22 protein-coding genes are annotated in these 19,933 nt (G+C 71.7%); 9 read left to right on the top strand and 13 right to left on the bottom strand.

Features of this window, described 5'->3' with window-relative positions; all coding sequences use genetic code 11:
* Window positions 1–252 (top strand): hypothetical protein (locus ESG85_RS35440; RefSeq protein ID WP_219825158.1); only part of this gene is annotated, 252 nt, incomplete at its 5' end.
* Window positions 253–363: 111 nt separating this feature from the next.
* Here ESG85_RS35440 and ESG85_RS04735 read toward each other — a convergent pair.
* Complete coding sequence (locus ESG85_RS04735; RefSeq protein ID WP_128976742.1) at window positions 364–1,005, bottom strand: DNA-3-methyladenine glycosylase; 642 nt, start codon at window positions 1,003–1,005, stop codon at window positions 364–366.
* Between the two features lie 104 nt (window positions 1,006–1,109).
* On the opposite strand from ESG85_RS04735, the gene ESG85_RS04730 reads away from it, so the two are divergent.
* The 3 genes from ESG85_RS04730 (at window position 1,110) to ESG85_RS04720 (ending at window position 3,135) form a co-directional block, all read left to right on the top strand.
* Window positions 1,110–1,892: a sporulation protein gene (locus ESG85_RS04730; protein WP_128976741.1), complete on the top strand. Its 783-nt coding sequence runs from the start codon at window positions 1,110–1,112 to the stop codon at window positions 1,890–1,892.
* Window positions 1,893–1,934: 42 nt separating this feature from the next.
* Window positions 1,935–2,468, top strand: a complete 534-nt coding sequence (locus ESG85_RS04725; RefSeq protein ID WP_128976740.1) for a YbhB/YbcL family Raf kinase inhibitor-like protein — start codon at window positions 1,935–1,937, stop codon at window positions 2,466–2,468.
* Window positions 2,469–2,628: 160 nt separating this feature from the next.
* Window positions 2,629–3,135 carry an HNH endonuclease gene (locus tag ESG85_RS04720; protein WP_128976739.1) on the top strand — a complete coding sequence of 169 codons (507 nt, stop codon included), beginning with the start codon at window positions 2,629–2,631 and terminating at the stop codon, window positions 3,133–3,135.
* Between the two features lie 126 nt (window positions 3,136–3,261).
* Here the strand turns inward: ESG85_RS04720 and ESG85_RS04715 are convergent, their stop codons facing one another.
* From ESG85_RS04715 to ESG85_RS04700, 4 genes are all read right to left on the bottom strand, one after another.
* On the bottom strand, window positions 3,262–4,035 hold the full coding sequence (locus ESG85_RS04715) for a sulfite exporter TauE/SafE family protein (RefSeq protein ID WP_181018963.1): 774 nt from the start codon (window positions 4,033–4,035) through the stop codon (window positions 3,262–3,264).
* Window positions 4,036–4,126: 91 nt separating this feature from the next.
* Window positions 4,127–5,077 carry an SPFH domain-containing protein gene (locus ESG85_RS04710; RefSeq protein WP_128976737.1) on the bottom strand — a complete coding sequence of 317 codons (951 nt, stop codon included), beginning with the start codon at window positions 5,075–5,077 and terminating at the stop codon, window positions 4,127–4,129.
* Window positions 5,078–5,221: 144 nt separating this feature from the next.
* Entirely contained in the window at window positions 5,222–5,650 is a 429-nt protein-coding gene (locus ESG85_RS04705; RefSeq protein ID WP_128976736.1) for an NfeD family protein, read from the bottom strand.
* A 70-nt stretch (window positions 5,651–5,720) separates the two neighbouring features.
* The gene (locus ESG85_RS04700) at window positions 5,721–6,518 is read right to left on the bottom strand and encodes an ABC transporter ATP-binding protein (RefSeq protein ID WP_128976735.1); all 798 of its coding nucleotides are present in this window, start codon (window positions 6,516–6,518) and stop codon (window positions 5,721–5,723) included.
* A 131-nt stretch (window positions 6,519–6,649) separates the two neighbouring features.
* On the opposite strand from ESG85_RS04700, the gene ESG85_RS04695 reads away from it, so the two are divergent.
* Complete coding sequence (locus tag ESG85_RS04695; RefSeq protein WP_128976734.1) at window positions 6,650–7,450, top strand: hypothetical protein; 801 nt, start codon at window positions 6,650–6,652, stop codon at window positions 7,448–7,450.
* Between the two features lie 189 nt (window positions 7,451–7,639).
* On the opposite strand, the gene ESG85_RS04685 is transcribed toward ESG85_RS04695, so the two are convergent.
* From ESG85_RS04685 to ESG85_RS04675, 3 genes are all read right to left on the bottom strand, one after another.
* Window positions 7,640–7,885 (bottom strand): chaplin, encoded by a 246-nt coding sequence (locus tag ESG85_RS04685; protein WP_128976733.1) that lies wholly within the window; start codon window positions 7,883–7,885, stop codon window positions 7,640–7,642.
* 288 nt (window positions 7,886–8,173) lie between these two features.
* Window positions 8,174–8,821: a response regulator gene (locus tag ESG85_RS04680; RefSeq protein ID WP_128976732.1), complete on the bottom strand. Its 648-nt coding sequence runs from the start codon at window positions 8,819–8,821 to the stop codon at window positions 8,174–8,176.
* The gene (locus ESG85_RS04675; protein WP_128976731.1) at window positions 8,814–9,959 is read right to left on the bottom strand and encodes a GAF domain-containing sensor histidine kinase; all 1,146 of its coding nucleotides are present in this window, start codon (window positions 9,957–9,959) and stop codon (window positions 8,814–8,816) included. The genes ESG85_RS04680 and ESG85_RS04675 overlap by 8 nt, the downstream gene beginning before the upstream one ends.
* Before the next feature lie 214 nt (window positions 9,960–10,173).
* Here ESG85_RS04675 and ESG85_RS04670 point away from each other — a divergent pair, with 214 nt between their 5' ends.
* The 3 genes from ESG85_RS04670 to ESG85_RS04660 all read left to right on the top strand — a co-directional run bounded on the left by ESG85_RS04670 (window position 10,174) and on the right by ESG85_RS04660 (window position 12,972).
* Window positions 10,174–10,869: an SDR family NAD(P)-dependent oxidoreductase gene (locus ESG85_RS04670; RefSeq protein WP_128976730.1), complete on the top strand. Its 696-nt coding sequence runs from the start codon at window positions 10,174–10,176 to the stop codon at window positions 10,867–10,869.
* Complete coding sequence (locus tag ESG85_RS04665) at window positions 10,869–11,945, top strand: S-adenosylmethionine:tRNA ribosyltransferase-isomerase (RefSeq protein WP_128976729.1); 1,077 nt, start codon at window positions 10,869–10,871, stop codon at window positions 11,943–11,945. The genes ESG85_RS04670 and ESG85_RS04665 overlap by 1 nt, the downstream gene beginning before the upstream one ends.
* A gap of 289 nt (window positions 11,946–12,234) precedes the next feature.
* Window positions 12,235–12,972: a transglycosylase SLT domain-containing protein gene (locus ESG85_RS04660; protein ID WP_128976728.1), complete on the top strand. Its 738-nt coding sequence runs from the start codon at window positions 12,235–12,237 to the stop codon at window positions 12,970–12,972.
* Window positions 12,973–13,067: 95 nt separating this feature from the next.
* Here ESG85_RS04660 and ESG85_RS04655 read toward each other — a convergent pair whose 3' ends face one another.
* Window positions 13,068–15,650: an ABC transporter ATP-binding protein/permease gene (locus ESG85_RS04655; protein WP_128976727.1), complete on the bottom strand. Its 2,583-nt coding sequence runs from the start codon at window positions 15,648–15,650 to the stop codon at window positions 13,068–13,070.
* 379 nt (window positions 15,651–16,029) lie between these two features.
* On the opposite strand from ESG85_RS04655, the gene serB reads away from it, so the two are divergent.
* Entirely contained in the window at window positions 16,030–17,277 is a 1,248-nt protein-coding gene (gene serB, locus ESG85_RS04650; RefSeq protein ID WP_128976726.1) for a phosphoserine phosphatase SerB, read from the top strand.
* A gap of 194 nt (window positions 17,278–17,471) precedes the next feature.
* Here the strand turns inward: serB and ESG85_RS04645 are convergent, their stop codons facing one another.
* The 4 genes from ESG85_RS04645 to ESG85_RS04635 all read right to left on the bottom strand — a co-directional run bounded on the left by ESG85_RS04645 (window position 17,472) and on the right by ESG85_RS04635 (window position 19,925).
* Window positions 17,472–17,990: a SixA phosphatase family protein gene (locus tag ESG85_RS04645; protein WP_128976725.1), complete on the bottom strand. Its 519-nt coding sequence runs from the start codon at window positions 17,988–17,990 to the stop codon at window positions 17,472–17,474.
* 35 nt (window positions 17,991–18,025) lie between these two features.
* Entirely contained in the window at window positions 18,026–18,229 is a 204-nt protein-coding gene (locus ESG85_RS04640) for a hypothetical protein (protein ID WP_128976724.1), read from the bottom strand.
* Between the two features lie 248 nt (window positions 18,230–18,477).
* Window positions 18,478–18,594 (bottom strand): SGM_5486 family transporter-associated protein, encoded by a 117-nt coding sequence (locus tag ESG85_RS36545; RefSeq protein WP_281287987.1) that lies wholly within the window; start codon window positions 18,592–18,594, stop codon window positions 18,478–18,480.
* Between the two features lie 17 nt (window positions 18,595–18,611).
* Window positions 18,612–19,925 carry a CynX/NimT family MFS transporter gene (locus ESG85_RS04635; protein ID WP_128976723.1) on the bottom strand — a complete coding sequence of 438 codons (1,314 nt, stop codon included), beginning with the start codon at window positions 19,923–19,925 and terminating at the stop codon, window positions 18,612–18,614.
* Window positions 19,926–19,933 lie beyond the last annotated feature (8 nt).

The raw sequence follows: 19,933 nt of genomic DNA, 5'->3' as shown, positions 1-19,933 counted from the left end.
ATTTTTGGCACGCTGTTGAGTTCTCAAGGTGCGGACGCTTCCTTCGTACTCACCCTCGCGGGCTTTCCTCCGGGCGCTTCCTTCATTCTTGCGTTTCCGACTCTATCAGATCTTTTCGATCCGATTTCCTCGGTGCTTTCCGGTCCCTTTCGCTTTCGCTCCGGGCCCTTCCGGCGTGTCCACTACTTTAGCGGATTTCCCTGGCGACTCATAATCGAGCCACTGGAAACAAATTTCGGCATGCCGAAATAGGCCCCGTCGGGAATCGTTGTAAGCAGTGTGGGTGGCCGCTCTCGGGAGGCTTCGGTGAGCACTGCCCGTCTCAAGCGGCTCGGGCCACATTACGCACCTGGGGAAGCCGAGTCAAGCCGAGCGCTTGCGTGGCACATGGGCACGGTAGGGACTCACCGTGTGGTCGCCGTCGATCCAGAAGCGCCAGGGGTGCGGGGCTCCGTCGCCGCCCACTCCCGTGCGGGGGCCGGTGCGGATCAGACCGGGTGCGGGCGGGGTCCCGGTGAGGACGGCCAGCGGGGCGTCGGGACCGGCGCAGACGTCGGTGCCGTTCATGGGGCGGTCCACGTCCAGGGCGGTGGCGAGGCGGGCCGGGCCCTTGGCGAGCTCGGCGTCGTAGCGGGCGGAGAGCCGGCGCTTTCTGGCCTGCTCGGCTCCCTCGAGGATTTCCCCTGCGCGGAGCAGTACCCCGCTCGCCTCCCCCTCGGGGCCGCACACCAGGTTCAAGCAGTGCCACATGCCGTAGGTGAAGTAGACGTACGCGTGCCCGGGCGGTCCGAACATGACGGAGTTCCTGGGTGTGCGGCCCCGGAAGGCGTGGGAGCCCGGGTCGATCGCGCCGGCGTACGCCTCCACCTCCGTGAGGCGGAGTTCCATACGGCCTTCCGGGGAGTTCCGTACGAGCGTGCGGCCGAGCAGGTCGGGGGCCACCTCCAGGACGGGTCGGTCGAAGAAGCTCCGCGGGAGCGGCGTACGGTCGGGGCTCTCGCTCATGGCGTCCGAGCCTACTGGGGTCCGTCCGGGGACGGTCAGGAACCGGCTACCGTCGTCATGCGTATGTAGGGGTCAGGACAGCGCAGGACTGTAAGGAGTCGTCGATGGGATTCAAGAAGCTGCTCGCGAGCCTGGGTGCGGGCGGGGCGTCGGTCGAGACCGTGCTCACCGAGGAGAACGTCGTCCCGGGCGGTGTCGTCCAGGGTGAGGTGCGGATCCAGGGCGGTTCGGTCGCCCAGCAGATCGAGGGTCTGTCCGTCGGCCTGCAGGCGCGGGTCGAGGTCGAGGGCAACGACCAGGAGTACAAGCAGGACATCGAGTTCGTGAAGATGCGCCTCGGCGGGGCCTTCGAGGTGCAGGCGGGCGCGGTGCACGTGGTGCCGTTCGGTCTGGAGATCCCGTGGGAGACCCCGGTCACCGCGATCGCGGGCCAGCAGCTGCGGGGCATGCACATCGGAGTGACCACGGAGCTGGAGATCGCCCGGGCGGTGGACTCCGGCGACCTGGACCCGATCAACGTGCACCCGCTGCCGGCGCAGCAGGCGATCCTTGACGCCTTCATCCAGCTGGGCTTCCGGTTCAAGAACGCGGACATGGAGCGTGGGCACATCCGGGGCACGCGGCAGAAGCTGCCGTTCTACCAGGAGATCGAGTTCTTCGCGCCGCAGCAGTACCGGGGGCTGAACCAGGTCGAGGTCAGCTTCGTCGCGGACGACCGGGAGATGGACGTCGTCCTGGAGATGGACAAGAAGCCGGGTCTGTTCGCCGAGGGCAGCGACTCGTACCGGTCGTTCAAGGTGGGGCTGCACGACTTCCACACGACCGACTGGGCGGCGTATCTGAACCAGTGGCTCGCCGAGGTCGGTGGCCGTCGCAACTGGCTCTAGGCTCGGCCTGGCAAGAGCGGTCTGCGAGACGGAGGTTCAGACGTGGCCGAGGGCAAGAGGGCACCGCTTCCCCATGACTTCCACCCGCCGGTGGCGTCGTTCACGGTGGTGAGCGACGACGTCGTCGAGGGCGGGGTGCTGAAGGACGCGCAGGTGTACGCGGCGGGGAACACGTCGCCGCAGCTGCGCTGGGAGGGGTTCCCGGCGGAGACGAAGAGCTTCGCCGTGACGTGCTTCGACCCGGACGCGCCGACCGGCAGCGGGTTCTGGCACTGGGTGCTGTTCGACATCCCGGCGTCGGTGACGGAGCTGCCCGCGGGTGCGGGTTCGGGCTCGTTCGAGGGGCTGCCGGCGGGTGCCGTGCACGCACGGAACGACTACGGGTCGCAGGACTTCGGCGGGGCCGCTCCGCCGAAGGGCGACGGGCCGCACCGTTACGTGTTCACGGTGTACGCGGTGGACCAGGAGAAGCTGGGTCCTGACGCGGACACCTCGCCGGCCGCGGTCGGCTTCAACCTGCGCTTCCACACGCTGGGGCGTGCGCAGCTGGTGGCGGAGTACGAGAACCCCGCGTAACGCTGATCGTTCGTTTGTAGTTTGCCCGCTTCTGGTCTTGGAGAGATCAGAAGCGGGCATCTTTCTTTACGCGGATATTGCGTTGTCCTACCCGGCGCGCCCGGCCAGAGTTGATCCAAGCCCGCCACGGGGGTGGGCCGGCACACGGGAGGTGGGCATCATGCGGGACACGCTGGTACTGAACGCAAGCTTCGAGCCGCTTTCGACGGTCACACTCAACCGTGCGGTGGTGCTTGTCCTGCAGGACAAGGCCGTCGTGGAGCAGGAGCACCCCGGTCTTCGTGTGCGGGCCGCGGCCGTGGACATGCCGGTGCCGAGGGTGATCAGGCTGTGCAGGTACGTACGGGTGCCGTTCCGAAGACAGGCTCCGTGGTCGAGGCGGGGTGTGCTGGTGCGGGACCAGCACCGGTGCGCGTACTGCGGGAAGCGCGCCACGACGGTGGACCACGTGGTGCCGCGGGCGCAGGGCGGCGGGGACCACTGGCTGAACACGGTGGCCTCGTGCGCGGAGGACAACCACCGCAAGGCGGACCGGACGCCGGAGCAGGCGGGGATGCCGCTGCTGCACCAGCCGTTCGTGCCGACGCCGCAGGACGCGATGCTGCTGGCGCTGAAGGCGGCCGAGCGGTCGGAGCTGCCGGACTGGCTGGCCGGGCAGGCCGCGTAGGACGGGCAGGACGGGCAGGACAGGTAGGACGACGCGTAGGACGTGTGGTGCGCGGGTGTCTTCCGGCGTACGGCGGCAGGGCTCGCCCCCTTTTTCGGGGGCGGGCCCTTCGTCGTCACATCGGCGTCACTTCAGGGTGAGTTGGAGGATGGCGACGATGCCGACGGCGATGATCACTCCGCGCAGGACGGTGGGCGGGAGGCGTCTGCCGACCTTGGCGCCGATCTGGCCGCCGATGGTGGAGCCGACGGCGATGAGGAGGACGGCCGTCCAGTCGAAGTCGGCGACGAAGAGGAAGAAGACGGCCGCGACTCCGTTGACGACGGCGCCGAGGATGTTCTTGACGGCGTTGATGCGCTGCAGGCTGTCCGTGAGGAGCAGTCCCATGAGCGAGATGTAGAGGACGCCCTGGGCGGCGCCGAAGTAGCCGCCGTAGATGCTGGCGAGGAAGAGGCCGACGAGCAGGGCGATGCCGCCGTCGGGGTGGGCCTCGGTGCCCTTGGCCTCCCGGCGGCGCCGGACGGCGGCGGCGATGCGGGGCTGGAAGAGGACGAGGACCAGCGCGATGCCGATGAGGACGGGGACGATGGCGTCGAAGGCCGCCGAGGGCAGGGCGAGGAGCAGGATCGCGCCGACGAGGCCGCCGAGGAGGGCGACGGTGCCGAGGCGGAGAACGCGGGCGGTCTGGCCCTTGAGTTCACGGCGGTAGCCGATGGCGCCGCTGATGGAACCGGGGACCAGACCGAGGGCGTTGGACACGTTCGCGGTGATCGGCGGGAGGCCGGTGGCGAGGAGGACCGGGAACGTGATCAGCGTTCCCGATCCGACGATGGTGTTGATGCCTCCGGCGGCGATGCCGGCCGCGAGGACCGCGAGCATTTCCCAGATGGACAAAGCCATTTCCTTAGGGGTTCGGTGAGTCGCCTCCCCGCCCCGGGGTCACCGGGGTCGAGGGGCTCGCACCGATCATGCACGAGGTTGTGTGTAGGTGTCACTCAACGGTCGGTTCCTCGCGACGGGCGGGGATGTCGGCGGTCGGGGCGCTCTTGGTGTTGAATCCGGGGACGCCGGGTGCGACGTTGCCGAAGGCGCCGGAGAGGCCCTTGAGGGCGTCGCCGATCTCGCTGGGCACGATCCAGAGCTTGTTGGCGTCGCCTTCGGCGATCTTCGGGAGCATCTGGAGGTACTGGTAGGAGAGCAGCTTCTGGTCGGGGTCGCCGGCGTGGATGGCCTCGAAGACCGTGCGGACGGCCTGGGCCTCGCCCTCGGCCTTGAGGGCGGCGGCCTTGGCCTCGCCCTCGGCGCGGAGGATGGCGGACTGCTTCTCGCCCTCGGCGGTGAGGATCTGGGACTGGCGGATGCCTTCGGCGGTGAGGATCGCGGCGCGCTTGTCGCGGTCGGCGCGCATCTGCTTCTCCATCGAGTCCTGGATGGAGGTGGGCGGTTCGATCGCCTTGAGCTCGACGCGGTTGACGCGGATGCCCCACTTGCCGGTGGCCTCGTCGAGGACTCCGCGGAGGGCCGCGTTGATCTCCTCGCGGGAGGTGAGGGTCCGCTCCAGGTCCATGCCGCCGATGATGTTGCGGAGGGTGGTGACGGTGAGCTGCTCGATGGCCTGGATGTAGCTGGCGACCTCGTAGGTCGCGGCGCGGGCGTCGGTCACCTGGTAGTAGATGACGGTGTCGATGTTGACGACCAGGTTGTCCTGGGTGATGACCGGCTGGGGCGGGAAGGGGACGACCTGTTCGCGCAGGTCGATCCGGTTGCGGATGCGGTCGATGAACGGGACGACGATGTTCAGACCGGCGTTGAGCGTGCGGGTGTAGCGGCCGAAGCGCTCGACGATGGCGGCGCTCGCCTGGGGGATGACCTGGATCGTCTTGATCAGGGCGATGAAGACAAGCACCACCAGAATGATCAGGACGATGATGACTGCTGACATCGCGTTCCCTGTGCCCTTCGCTGCCGTGGGGACGGACCGGTTGACGGACCTGTCGCCGGACCCGGTGACGGACCTTTGACGGACCGGTTGTTGATCTCTGTGATCGAGTTTCCCAGACCGCGGGAGGTCATGGGTGAGGTTCGGTCACATCACGACGGCGGTGGCTCCGTCGATGTCGACGACGTCGACCTGTTCGCCGGGTTCGAAGCTCAGTCCGGAGTCGAGGGCGCGGGCGGACCAGACCTCGCCGGCCAGTTTGACGCGGCCTCCGCTGCCGTCCACCCGTTCCAGGACGACGGCTTGACGGCCTTTCAGGGCGTCGATTCCGGTGGCGTGTCGAGGTCGGTCGTCACGGTGCCGGGCGGCGATGGGGCGCATCACGGCGATGAGTGCGACGGAGACGAGGGCGAAGACGACCACTTGGGCGACGACTCCGAAGCCGAGGGCCGCGGTCACCGCTCCGGCGACCGCGCCGACGGCCAGCATGCCGAACTCGGGCATCGCGGTGAGGACCAGGGGGATGCCGAGTCCCACCGCGCCGATCAGCCACCAGATCCATGCGTCGATGTCCACGTGGTCCATGGTAGGGCGGTGGGGTCTCCGGTGACAGGGCGCCGACCGCGTGCGGTGGTCGCGCCGGTCGCTACGCGAGCGGCAGGCCCTGTGCGGTGTAGCGGTCGCCGACGTGCTCGACGACGAGCGGCAGGCCGAAGCAGCGGGAGAGGTTGCGGGAGGTCAGCTCGGTCTCCATGGGTCCGGCGGCGAGGACCTTGCCCTGACGGATCATCAGGACGTGGGTGAAGCCGGGCGCGATCTCCTCGACGTGGTGGGTCACCATGATCATGGAGGGTGCGTACGGATCGCGGGCGAGCCGGCCGAGGCGGCGGACCAGGTCCTCGCGGCCGCCGAGGTCGAGACCGGCGGCGGGCTCGTCGAGGAGGAGCAGTTCGGGGTCGGTCATCATCGCGCGGGCGATGAGGGTGCGCTTGCGCTCGCCCTCGGAGAGGGTGCCGAACTTGCGGTCCAGGTAGTCGGTCATGCCGAGGCGGTCGAGGAAGGCCTTGGCGCGCTCCTCGTCGACCGGGTCGTAGTCCTCGTGCCAGGTGGCGGTCATGCCGTAGGCGGCGGTGAGGACGGTCTCGAGGACGGTCTGGCGCTTGGGCAGCTTCTCGGCCATGGCGATGCCGGCCATGCCGATGCGGGGGCGGAGGTCGAAGACGTCGGTGCCGACGCCGCCGAGGCGCTCGCCGAGGACGGTCGCGGTGCCCTTGGTGGGGAAGAGGTAGCTGGAGGCGATGTTGAGGAGGGTGGTCTTGCCCGCCCCGTTGGGGCCGAGGATGACCCAGCGCTCGCCCTCCTTGACCGACCAGGAGACCTCGTCCACCAGAGCGCGTCCGTCGCGGACCACGGATACGTCCACCAGCTCCAGTACATCGCTCATGAGCGCGTTGTCTCCCCTTGCGGTCGAGTGTCGTCGCGTGCGCCTGTGGGCGCGGCGTCCAGGGAAAACCTACGCCACCGGTGGGCCGGGCCGGTCCCTAGGGCCTTCCTTTTGTCCCTAGGCTGGGGGGCATGCTTTCGGAACCACGCTCAGGACGTCTCGCCGCTTGGGGCAATGCCCTGCTGGCCGGGGCGGTGTCGCCGGACGATGCGGCGCAGGCCATTGTCGGACAGGACGCGGTGCACCGCGTGGCGGGGCTGCCGGGCGAGGCGGGGCCGGTGGGGCTGACGCTGGCGCTCGGGCGGCTGCGGCGGCTGGGCGTGACCGGGTGGCGGGTGGCGCTGCCGGCGCCGGGGCATCCGCTGGGGCTGAGCGGTCCGCCGGAGTTCAACGCGCGGGCGGTCGAGGCGGAGGAGGCGGTGGTCGGTTTCGGCGCGCCGTACGGTCTGGTGCCGGAGGTGTCGGAGGCGGGCCCCGTGGGCGATGTGCACGTGGAGGTGGTGTGGCACTGCCTTCCGGTGCGGGAGGCGCCGCCGGCGGACGTGCCGTCGCTGGGTGAGGCGGAGCGGGAGCTCGCGGAGGCGCTGCGCGAGGCGACGACGGTGCTGACGCGGCTGGACGTCGCCGCCTCGGGTCCGGTGGCGGACGCGGCCCGTGACGCGTACCGGGCGCGGGCGGAGGCGGGCCGCGAGGTGCTGGCTCCGGGGTATCCGGCGCGGGCGGTGCGGGTCCTGGAGCTGGCGCAGCGCATCGGTCTCCTCGTCGACCTGGCGTACGACGGGCACGGCGGCGCGGTGAGCGCGGCGGAGATGTCGGCGCGCGGCGAGGCCCTGCGGCCGGTGGAGCGGGTGGCCCGGCGGGCGCAGGTCGCCGCGTACAACGCGTATGTGGAGGAGCGGGAGCGGGAGGGCGAACGGGAGCCGGGCTTCTAGCTTCGGGGGTCGGAGCCGGGGCTGGAGCCGGGACCGGGGCCGGGGCTGGGGGCCGGGACGGTCGGCCGGGACGGATCGTGGGGCGGATCGGATCGTGGGGCGGGTCGGATCGCAGGGCGGGGCTGCGGTGGCGCAAAGGGTCCGGCCCCCGGGGGATCGTCCGGGGGCCGGGAGTGGTGCGGGCCGGTGTCAGTGGTTGACGGCGCCGTTGCCGAAGGCCGGGTTGAGCAGGCCGATCACGTTGACCGTGTTGCCGGAGACGTTCACGGGGACGTGGACCGGGGCCTGCACCAGGTTGCCGGAGGCGACGCCCGGCGAGTTGAGGGCCTGCCCGTGGGCGTGCGCACCGCCGTGGGCGGAGGCGACACCCGCACCGGCGGCGACGATGCCTCCGGCGACCATGGTCAGGGCGGCGGCCTTCTTGAGGTTGTTCACTTCGGGATCCTCCTGGTCATCGCTGCGGCCGGTCCGCCGCAGCACGCCCTGAAGAACGCCGCCGCCCCCGCCGGGTTGCGCTGAACGGGGGACATCCACACGACGGTATGACTATGGGAACGGTCGTGCGTACGAGACCGGACCGCGTCTGCGAGGGGCCGCGGCGTGCGCCTGGCTGGGTCGCTTCTTTCGGCTCTGGGCCGGGATTGGCCGCGGCGTCCGGTCCGGTCACGCGGCGAGGTGCCGTGCCGGGCACCGTGGACCCGGCCGGGATCCGGGAGAGACGGCCTATGGCGTCATGCCGTGCCGTACGGCCCAGAGCGCGGCCTGGGTCCGGTCGGCGAGGTCCAGCTTCATGAGGATGTTGGAGACGTGCGTCTTGACCGTCTTCTCGGAGAGGACGAGCGCGCGGGCGATCTCCCGGTTGGACCGGCCGTCCGCGATCAGGCCGAGGACCTCCCGCTCGCGCTCGGTCAGCGTGGAGCCGCGGCCCGTGCCGCCGCCCTGCCCCTGCTCGTCCTGGCTGAGGAGGGCCTCGGCGACCTCGGGCTGGAGCAGGACGTGCCCGGCGTGGACGGAGCGGATGGCGGCGGCGAGGGCGTCGGGGTCGATGTCCTTGTGGACGTAGCCCCGGGCGCCGGCGCGGAGCGCGGGCACGACCGTGCGCTGCTCGGTGAAGCTCGTGACGATGAGGACGCGGGCCGGGTCGTCCTGCTCGCGCAGCAGGCGCAGCGCCTGGATGCCGTCGGTGCCCGGCATCTTCACGTCCATGAGGACGACGTCGGGCCGCAGCTCCGCGGTGCGGGCGACGCCCTCGGCTCCGTCGGAGGCCTCCCCCACGACCTCTATGTCGTCCTGCACCTCCAGGAAGGTGCGCAGCCCCCGGCGGACGACCTGGTGGTCGTCGACGAGCAGCACGCGGATCTTCTCAGCCACCGGGGACCTCCATCTCGATCGTGGTGCCCCGGCCGGGGGCCGATGTCACGGTGAGGGTGCCGCCCACGCCGCCGGCCCGGTCGCGCATGGAGACGAGGCCGAGGTGGCGTCCGGCGCTGCGGACGGTCGCCGGGTCGAAGCCCTTGCCGTCGTCGGCGACGGTGAGCCGGGCGCCCTGGTCGCGGCGGGTGAGGGCGACGGTGACGAGCCGGGCGCCGGAGTGGCGCAGCGCGTTGTGCAGGGCCTCCTGGGCGACCCGGAGCAGTGCTTCCTCCTGGGCGGAGGGCAGGGCGCGGACGCCGGCGCTCTCGAAGGTGACGCGGGCGCTGTGCGCGCGGTCGAGGACCTGGATCTGGGTGCGCAGGGTGTGGACGAGGCCGTCCTCGTCGAGGGCGGCGGGCCGCAGCTCGACGACGGCGGCCCGCAGCTCGTCGGCGGCCTCGGCGGCGAGCGCGGCGACCTGCTGGAGCTCGCCCTTGGCGCGGTCGGGGTCGCGGTCGACGAGGGCGGCGGCGGCCTGGGCGGTGAGCCGCAGGGAGAACAGCTTCTGGCTGACGGCGTCGTGCAGCTCGTGGGCGAGCCGGGAGCGCTCCTCGGCGATGGTGAGCTCGCGGCTGCGCTCGTACAGCCGGGCGTTGGTGAGGGCGATGGCGGCGTGCTGGGCGAGGAGGGTGAGCAGCTCCTCGTCCTGTGCCGTGAAGCCGCAGCCGCCGGTCTCCTTGGGGCAGCGCTTGTTGGCGAGGAAGAGGGCGGCGAGGATCTCGTCGCCGTCGCGGACGGGCAGGCCGAGGAAGTCGGACAGCTCGGGGTGGGCGGTGGGCCAGCCCCCGAAGCGCGGGTCCTTGCGGACGTCGGCGAGCCGCTCGGGCTCGGCCTTGTGCAGCATGGCGGCCAGGATGCCGTGCTGGCGGGGCAGCGGGCCGATGGCGCGCCACTGCTCGTCGGAGACGCCGTCGACGACGAACTGGGCGAAGCCGCCGTGGTCGTCGGGGACGCCGAGCGCCGCGTACTCGGCGTCGAGGAGCTCACGCGCGGAGGCCACGATCGTCTTGAGGACGTCGCGGACCTCCATCTGGCGGTTCATCGCCAGCAGGGCGCTGCTCACGGCGGCGAGGCCGGAGCTCGGTCGGTGGCTCATGTGGTTCACCGTACCGGTGGGGTGTGACGGTCCGTATCCGCCTGTGGACGGCGGCGGGCCGGGACCGGGGTACTAGGACCATTTCCCCCGCGGTTCGGGGCCGGGGGACGAGGTGACGGAGCGGTCCGGGTCACGAGGCTGGATCTCGTCATCGGAGGCGCGTCCACGGAAACGCGCCACCGGGAGCGCGTCACCGGAAGCAAAGGGGATGGACATGCCTGTCGCGATCGTCACGGGGGCTTCGAGGGGGCTGGGGCGCGCGCTGGCGGCCGGGCTCGCCGCCCGGGGGTGGGACCTGGTGCTGGACGCCCGCCGGGCGGATGGTCTGGAGGAGAGTGCGGAGGCGGTGCGCGCGCTCGGCGCGCGGGTGGTCGCGGTGCCGGGGGACGTGACGGATCCGGCGCACCGGACGGATCTGGTGGCGGCGGCGCGGGGGCTCGGCGGTCTCGATCTGCTGGTGAACAACGCGGCGGTGCTGGGCGCGGAGCCGCTGGTGCCGCTGGCCGGGCACGCGCTGGACGGGTTCCGCACGGCCCTGGAGGTGAACGTGGTGGCGCCGCTGGGGCTGGTGCAGGAGGCGCTGCCGTTGCTGCGCGGGGCGCCGGCCGGGGCCGTGGTCAACCTGAGCTCGGACGCGGCGGCGGAGCCGTACCGCACGTGGGGTGGGTACGGGGCGACGAAGGCGGCGCTCGACCAGCTGTCGGCGGTCCTGGCGGTGGAGGAGCCGGGGCTGCGGGTCTGGTGGGTGGACCCGGGGTCGATGCGGACGGACATGCTCGCCGCGGCGGAGCCGGCCGAGGACCTGTCGGGGACGCCCGCGCCGGCGGAGGTCGTGCCGGTGTTCCTGCGGCTGGTGGAGGAGCGGCCGGCGAGCGGCCGGTACGCGGCCGCCGCGTTCCTGGAGGCGTGATGGCGCTGATGACGCGGGTGCCGGCGGAGCTGTCGGCGCGGGTGCCGGCCGAGCAGCGGGGTCCGGGGCGCGGCCGGGACGACGTACGGCTGCTGGTGTCGCGGGGCACGGAGGTGGCGCACCGGGCGTTCCGGGAGCTGCCGGGGCTGCTGCGGGCCGGTGACGTGCTGGTGGTGAACACGTCGCCGACGCTGGCGGCGGCGGTGGACGGGCGTCTCGGGCCCGAGCCGGGAGGCGTGCCGGTGGTCGTCCACTTCTCGACGCGGGGGGACGACGGGCGGTGGGCGGTGGAGCTGCGGGAGCCGGACGGGGCGGGGACGACGCGGCCGCGTGCGGGCGGCCCCGCCGGGGCGGTGGTGCGGCTGCCGGGCGGCGGCCGGCTCGTGCTGGAAGGACCGCTCGTGGCGGGGGCGGAGCGGCTGTGGTGGGCGCGGCCGGACACGGAGGTGCCGGACCTGCTGTCGCGGTACGGGCGGCCGATCCGCTACGGGTACACGGAACGGGACCAGCCCCTGGCCGCGTATCGGACGGTGTTCGCGCTGCCGACGCGGGACGGTGCGGGCTCGGCGGAGATGCCGAGCGCGGGCCGGCCGTTCACGGCGCGGCTGGTGGCGGAGCTGGTGAGCCGCGGGGTGCAGTTCGCGCCGGTCGTCCTTCATACGGGGGTGGCGTCGGCGGAGGCGCACGAGCCGCCGTACCCGGAGCGCTTCGAGGTGCCGGAGGCGACGGCGTGGCTGGTGAACGCCGCCCGGGCCGGCGGGGGGCGGGTGGTCGCGGTGGGCACCACGGCGGTGCGGGCGCTGGAGTCGGCCGTGGAAGGGGGTGCGGTGCGCGGCGCGGCGGGGTGGACGGATCTCGTGGTGACGCCGGGGCGCGGGGTGCGGGTGGTGGACGGGCTGCTGACGGGGCTGCACGAGCCGGAGGCCTCGCATCTGCTGATGCTGGAGGCGGTGGCGGGGCGGCCCGCGCTGCGGCGGGCGTACGCGGCCGCGGTGGCCGGGCGCTACCTGTGGCACGAGTTCGGGGACGTCCATCTCCTCCTTCCGGAGGAGGACCCTCACCGTGCGCATTGCTGATGCAACGCGCGGTGAGGCTGTTACAGGACCGATGTGAGCCCGCGCATAGGACCCACATCACTTACGAATCACCCTAGTGGACACATAAGGGCCAGATGAGTGCTGCCGGAACTGGCCGGGGACCGGTTCGGCAGCACTCGCGACCGGCCCCTGATCCACTACCCGGGATCGTACGTCACACCTTTGCCACGAGATTTTGCTGCCGCTAAGAATTGCGTCCGTCGCCGCCGAGCAAGGCGCAGCGCCGCCCCGGCGAGCGACCCCCAGCGATTCGAAGAGGTAGTCCTGCATGTCTGCGAACACCCCTGGCCACAGTCGTGGTCTGAAGAAGACCCACAAGGCCGCGATCGCCGGCGTCGCCGCTCTGAGCGCCGCGGCGCTCGGTCTCTCCCTCGTCCAGGGCGGCGGTTCCACCGAGGTGGAGCCGCAGGCCCTCGGCAACGCCAAGCCCGTCTCCGTCGCGTACGACGCGAACAGCGCCCAGGCGAAGGCGCTCGCCGCCAGCCTGGACCAGCAGACCTCCGCCTTCGCCCTCAAGGCGAAGCAGGAGGCCGACGCCAAGGCGAAGGCCAAGGCCGCCGCCGAGGCCCAGAAGAAGGCCGCGGCCGCCAAGGCCGCCGCGAAGAAGAAGGCCGAGGCCGAGGCGAAGAAGCGCGCCGCCGCCAAGGCCGCCGCCAGCCGGGCCGCCGCCCGCAAGCCGGTCTTCGCGAACAACCTCGACGGCTGGATCCGCGAGGCGCTGTTCATCATGGACAAGCACGACATCCCGGGCACGTACCACGGCATCTACAAGAACGTGATGCGCGAGTCCAGCGGTAACCCGCGGGCCATCAACAACTGGGACATCAACGCCATCAACGGCGTGCCGTCCAAGGGTCTGCTGCAGGTCATCTACCCGACCTTCAAGGCGTACCACATCCCCGGCACCAAGTTCGACCAGTACGACCCGGTCGCCAACATCGTCGCCGCCTGCAACTACGCGGCCGACCGCTACGGCACCATCGACAACGTCAACAGCGCGTACTGATCCGGCCCCGGCCGGTCCGGCGAGCGCAGACATGCCGAAGGGCGGCACCCCGCACGGGGTGCCGCCCTCGGGCGTCGTACGGAACCGGCCCGCGCCTACTTGCGCATGACCTCGGGCTCGTGGCGGCGCAGCAGGCGTGCGACCAGGATGCCGAGCACCGCGGTCATGAACAGCAGCACGCCGACGTTGAGGCCCCACTGGCCGGCGCTGTGCTCCCACAGCGGGTCCAGGTCGGTCGGGTTCTTCGGGTCCCACGGCGCCATCAGGTGGGCGAGGTCGAGCGTGGTGCCCGCGCCCGCGATGGCCCAGCGGGACGGCATCAGCCAGGCGAACTGCTCCAGGCCGGGCGAGCCGTACACCTTGAAGAGGATGCCGGTGAACACCACCTGGACGATGGCGAACATGACGAGCAGCGGCATCGTCTTCTCGGCGGTCTTCACCAGCGCGGAGATGACCAGGCCCACCATCATCGAGGTGAGGCCGAGCGCGATGACCACGAGGCAGAGCTCGACGGCCGGCGGCATGATCAGGCCCTCGGCGGGCAGCTCGCGGATGGCGAAGCCGATGACGCAGAGGATCACGCCCTGGAAGGCCGTGATGACGCCGAGGACGATCACCTTGGACATCAGGTACGCCGAGCGGGACAGGCCGGTGGCGCGCTCCCGCTCGTAGATGACCCGTTCCTTGATCAGTTCTCGGACCGAGTTCGCCGCGCCGGAGAAGCACATGCCGACCGCGAGGATCAGCATGATGATGCCGGCGTCGCCGTTGAAGCGGGACGGCGGCTTGGGCGGCGCCAGGCCGAAGTCGGCGGGGATGACCACGGACACCGAGCCGATGACCGCCGGCAGGATCACCATCAGGGCCAGGAAGCCCTTGTCGGAGGCGATCACCGACGTGTAGCGGCGGATCAGCGTCCACAGCTGGGAGCCCCAGCCCTGTGGCTTGGGCGGCCGGGTCATCGCCTGCTGGGCCTGCTGCGGCATCTGCACCGGCTGGGCGGCGACGGCGTCGATCTCCGCCGCGTACATCTGGTAGTGCTGCGAGCCCTTCCAGCGGCCCGCCCAGTCGTAGTCGCGGTAGTTCTCGAAGGCGGAGAAGACGTCGGCCCAGGTGGAGTAGCCGAAGAAGTTCAGCGCCTCGTCCGGCGGGCCGAAGTAGGCCACCGAGCCGCCGGGCGCCATCACGAGCAGCTTGTCGCACAGGCCGAGCTCGGCCACCGAGTGGGTGACCACGAGGACCGTGCGGCCGTCGTCGGCGAGGCCGCGCAGCAGCTGCATCACGTCGCGGTCCATGCCCGGGTCGAGACCGGAGGTCGGCTCGTCCAGGAAGATCAGCGACGGCTTGGTCAGCAGCTCCAGGGCGACGGAGACGCGCTTGCGCTGGCCACCGGAGAGGGAGGTGACCTTCTTCTCCTTGTGGATGTCGAGCTTGAGCTCCCGCAGCACCTCGCCGATCCGGGCCTCGCGCTCGGCCTCGGCGGTGTCGCCGGGGAAGCGGAGCTTGGCCGCGTAGCGCAGCGCCTTCTGGACGGTCAGCTCCTTGTGCAGGATGTCGTCCTGCGGGACCAGACCGATGCGCTGGCGCAGCTCGGCGAACTGCTTGTAGAGGCTGCGGTTGTCGTAGAGGACGTCGCCCTGGTCGGCGGGCCGGTAGCCGGTGAGCGCCTTGAGGAGGGTCGACTTGCCGGAGCCGGAGGGGCCGATGACGCCGATGAGCGACTTCTCCGGGACGCCGAAGGTGACGTCCTTGAGGATCTGCTTGCCGCCGTCGACCGTCACCGTGAGGTGGCGGGCCGAGAAGGAGACCTCACCGGTGTCGACGAACTCCTCGAGCTGGTTCCCGACGATCCGGAAGGTCGAGTGACCGACGCCGACGATGTCGTTGGGGCCGATGAGGACGGTGCCGCCCTTGGCGATCGGCTGACCGTTGACGTACGTGCCGTTGTGCGAGCCGAGGTCGCGGATCTGGAAGCGCCCGTCGGGCGTCGCGTGGAACTCGGCGTGCAGACGCGAGACCTGGAGGTCGGAGACGACCAGCTCGTTCTCCAGCGCACGACCGATGCGCATCACCCGGCCGAGGTTCAGCTCGTGGAAGGTCGTGGGGCTGCGGTCGCCGTGCATCGGCGACGCGCCCTGCGGGCCCGCCTGCTGGTGCGGGACCTGCGGCGGCGCCTGGTGCTGCGGCGGCTGCTGCCAGCCCTGCTGCTGCGGGGCGTGCTGCTGGGGCGCCTTGTACGGCGCCTGGTGCTGCGGCGCCTGGTGCTGCGGAGGGGCCTGGTGGGTCATCTCCTGATGCAGCCCGTGATGGGCGGCCTGCTGTGCGGCCTGCGGCACCTGCTGCTGGTGCGGCACCTGCTGCTGGGCCGGCGCGCCGGCGGCGGCGAGGTTCAGCCGCGGGCCGTCGGTGGCGTTGCCGAGGTGGACGGCCGAGCCGGGCCCGATCTCCATCTGGTGGATCCGCTGGCCCTGGACGAACGTGCCGTTGGTGGAGCCGTGGTCCTCGATGACCCAACTCCGGCCGCCCCAGCTGATGGTGGCGTGTCGCCACGAGACCCTGGCGTCGTCGATCACCAGGTCCCCCTGGGGATCGCGCCCCAGGGTGTACGACCTGGACGGATCGAGGGTCCAGGTCCTTCCATTCAATTCCAGTACGAGTTCTGGCACTCCATGCCCCACTACTTGTCCCCCGATGCACCCCCGTCGTCGGGAGCCCAGGGATGGTGAACATCCTGGGGAACTATTTCAGGCCCCGGCCGGTATCCGAAAGTCGGGCCACGTGAAGAGCTTGCGCATGCCCGACAGGTCACGTACGCCCGGGCGGCTCCGGCCTCCGCCCGCGGTCGGCGGGAGCCGGCCGGCGAGCCCCCGGGGCGGAGTGGTGAGGGACACGCGCCCGCCGGCTCCGCGGGGCCCGCCCGCCGGCTCCGCGGCGCCCGTGTGCCCGCCTCGGCCCCGGCCGGTGGGGCCGCTCGTGGCGGGGCCTCGGCCGGGTGGGTGTCCGGCAGGCGGGACGGGGGATGGAGTGGCACCCGGTGCCCGATACGGTGGAAGCACCATGAGCGCATCGCAGACCCCAGATGTTCCCACCACGGGCGTTCCCGGCCCGGACGTCCCGACCCTCCTCGTCAAGATCTTCGGGAAGGACCGTCCCGGGATCACCGCCGGACTCTTCGACACCCTCGCCGCGTACTCCGTCGACGTCGTGGACATCGAGCAGGTCGTGTCCCGCGGCCGGCTCGTCCTGTGCGCGCTCGTCACCGAGCCGACCGCCGTCGGCCAGGGCGAGCTGCGGGCGACCGTGCACAGCTGGGCCGAGTCCATGAAGCTGCAGGCCGAGATCATCTCGGGCACCGGTGACAACCGGCCGCGCGGCGAGGGCCGCTCGCACGTGACGGTGCTCGGCCATCCGCTGACCGCCGAGCAGACGGCGGCCATAGCGGCCAGGATCGCGGAGACCGGCGGCAACATCGACCGCATCTTCCGGCTCGCCAAGTATCCGGTGACGGCCGTCGAGTTCGCCGTCTCCGGCTGCGGGACGGAGGCGCTGCGCACGGCGCTCGCCACCGAGGCCCACTCGGTCGGCGTCGACGTGGCCGTGGTCTCCGCCGGGCTGCACCGGCGGGCCCAGCGGCTCGTGGTCATGGACGTCGACTCGACGCTCATCCAGGACGAGGTCATCGAGCTGTTCGCGGCGCACGCCGGCTGCGAGGACAAGGTCGCCGAGGTGACGGCCGCGGCGATGCGCGGCGAGCTGGACTTCGAGCAGTCGCTGCACGCGCGCGTGGAGCTGCTCGCCGGTCTGGACGCGTCCGTGGTCGACAAGGTCCGCGCCGAGGTGCGGCTGACCCCCGGGGCGCGCACCCTGATCCGTACGCTCAAGCGGCTGGGCTATCAGGTGGGCGTCGTCTCGGGTGGCTTCACGCAGGTCACCGACGACCTCAAGGAGAAGCTGGGGCTCGACTTCGCCCAGGCGAACACCCTGGAGATCGTCGACGGCAGGCTGACCGGCCGGGTGACCGGGGAGATCGTCGACCGGGCCGGCAAGGCGCGGCTGCTGCGCCGGTTCGCCGAGGAGGCCGGGGTGCCGCTGGCGCAGACGGTCGCGATCGGTGACGGCGCGAACGACCTGGACATGCTGAACGCGGCCGGGCTCGGGGTGGCGTTCAACGCGAAGCCGGTGGTGCGCCGGGCGGCGGACACGGCCGTCAACGTGCCGTTCCTGGACACCGTGCTCTACCTCCTCGGCATCACGCGCGAAGAGGTCGAGGCGGCGGACGGCGGGACGGGCGAGCTGCTGCACTGAGCCGGGAGTCCCGGCAGCGGTGCCGGAGGACCCGTACGGAGAGGGCCCGGTCGTCATGAGGACGGCCGGGCCCTTTCGCGTACGGGCGTACGGGCCGGCGGCGATCGGCGGACGGCGGTCGGCGGCCGGTCAGCCGTCGGGGGACGTACGACAGATCGGCGGTCGCGGGTCCGTCGTGCGGGGGCGATCGCCGGTCAGTCGTGCGGGGTCCAGAAGTCGACCAGGGTGCCCACGCCGGGTTCGACGGACTTCCAGGTGCCGTGGAAGGAGAGGACGGCGAAGGCGGAGGTCGGGAAGCCGGTGCGGTTCATCCGGGTGCGGGAGTCGCCCTCGGCCTCGCCGGCGAGGACCTCCGCAAGGCCGTGCATCCCCGGGTTGTGGCCGATGAGCAGCAGGTCGTCGACGGTGTCCGGGGTCTCGTTGATCACGGCGATGAGCTCGCCGGGCGAGGCCTCGTAGATCCGCTCCTCGTACACCGTCTTCGGACGCTCGGGCAGCTCGTGGACGGCGAGCTTCCAGGTCTCCCGGGTCCGCACGGCGGTCGAGCAGAGGGCGAGGTCGAAGGCGATGCCGGTGTCGGCGAGCCTGCGGCCCGCGACGGGGGCGTCGGTGCGGCCACGCTCGGCGAGCGGGCGCTCGTGGTCGGAGGTCTGGGGCCAGTCCGCCTTGGCGTGTCGGAGCAGCACGATCCTGCGGGGTGTGTCGACGCTCATGCTGGACAGCTTCGCACGAAACGGCCCGGGTTGACTCAGGGAGAGAGGGTTTGCTGGAGGTGCGCCAGGAAGCGGCCGACGCCGGGGTCGCCGGCCGCCGCCGGGGCGTCCGAGGAGCCCGTGACGAGCAGGAAGAGGGCGGCGAACGCGGCGACGGGAAGAGCGAGAGCCCACCAGGGCAGCCGGGTGTCGACGCCGGTCCGCCGGACCTGTGCACCGGTGTGGGTTCGCGCCGTCATGGCCGCCTCCGTGGGATGGGTTCGCCGCGTTTTCCGCGGTGACACCAACGTACGGAGCGGCCCGGCTCCGGCCCATCAGGTGATCCACCCACTTGACCCTGACACTCACCCCCTAGGGGACAGGGGGACAACCCCACCCTCCCCGGCTCGGACGGGGAGGGTGGCGAGAGCTCAGGACGAGCGCAGAACGACCTCAGGGCGAGCTCAAGGCGAGCTCAGGGCCGGCTCAGGGCGAGCTCAGAACGACCTCAGGGAGAGGCGATGGACGCGATGACGGCGATGACGACCGTGATGCCGATCATCGCGCCGAAGACGGCGAGGAGCTTCTTCTGGCCGTTCGGGGGGTTGGGTTCGAGTACGGGCATGGGCCCAGTCTCGCATCTCAGCATTCGTCCTCGACCGTCCGGTCCCTGCCCGCGAGGGAGCCGACGATCATCTGCGGGACCATCAGTCCGGCCATGAGGGCGATGGGCAGGCCCCAGCCGCCGCTGTGCTGGTAGAGGACACCGACGAGGAGCGGTCCGGGGATGGAGATGAGGTAGCCGGTGCTCTGGGCGAAGGCGGAGAGCCTCACGACGCCCGCGCCGGTGCGCGAGCGCATGCCGATCATGGTGAGGGCCAGCGGGAAGGCACAGTTGGAGACGCCGAGGAGCAGGGCCCAGAGCCAGGCGCCGCCGGCCGGCGCGACGTAGAGCCCGGTGTAGCCGCCGAGGCCGCACAGGCCGAGGGCGACGACGATGGGTGCCTGGTTGCGCAGCCTGGTCGCGAGTCCGGGGATGACGAAGGCGAGCGGTACGCCCATGACCATGGTGACCGCGAGGAGCACGCCCGCCGTGGAGGCGGGGACGCCGGCGTCGCGGAAGATCTGCGGCATCCAGCCCATGGTGATGTACGCGCCGGTGGCCTGGAGTCCGAAGAAGCAGGCGAGGGCCCAGGCGGTGCGGCTGCGGGTGACGCGGGGCGCGGCCGTGGGCGCGGTGGCACCGCGTGCCCCGCCGTCGGCGTGCGCCGCTCCCCCGGTCCCGCCGGCGGCGGGGCCCGTGGTGGCACGGGAGCGCAGCAGCGGGAGCCAGGGCAGCACGGCGAACGCGGCGAGGACCGCCCAGACGCCCAGGCCGAGGCGCCAGTCGCCGCCGAGGAGGTCGGTCACGGGCACGGTCGCGGCGGCGGCCAGGGAGGTGCCCATGGCGAGGGCCATGGAGTAGAGGCCGGTCATGCTGCCGATGCGGTCCGGGAAGTACGTCTTGACGAGGACCGGCATGAGGACGTTGCTGAGCGCGATGCCCATGAGGGCGAGGGCGCTGGCGGCGAGGAAGGCCGGGGTGCCGCCCGCGAGGGAGCGCAGGACCAGGCCGGCGAGGATCGCGGCCATGCCGGCGCAGACGACGGCCACGGGTCCGAAGCGGCGGGCGAGGCGCGGTGCGGCGACGCCGAAGACGGCGAAGCACAGCGGCGGCACTGAGGTGAGGACGCCGGCCACGGTGCCGCTCATGTGGAGGCCGGCGCTGACCTCTTCGAGCAGGGCGCCCAGGCTGGTGATGGCCGGGCGCAGGTTGAGGGCGGAGAGGACGAGCCCCACGACGACCAGCCGGGTCACCCAGCGGGCGGGGCCGGCGGGTGCGGGAGAATCGGCGGCGCCCGTGGCGCGCGGCTGCTTCCCGGCGGTCGGGGTGAGTGTCTGGGGCTCGTCAGGCATGGGCCCAT

The sequence above is a fragment of the Streptomyces roseicoloratus genome (assembly GCF_004117935.1).
In the GTDB taxonomy this organism is placed as follows: Bacteria; Actinomycetota; Actinomycetes; order Streptomycetales; family Streptomycetaceae; genus Streptomyces; species Streptomyces roseicoloratus.
The sequence above is the reverse complement of the archived record's forward strand: the minus strand, read 5'-3'. Positions and strand labels throughout refer to the sequence as shown.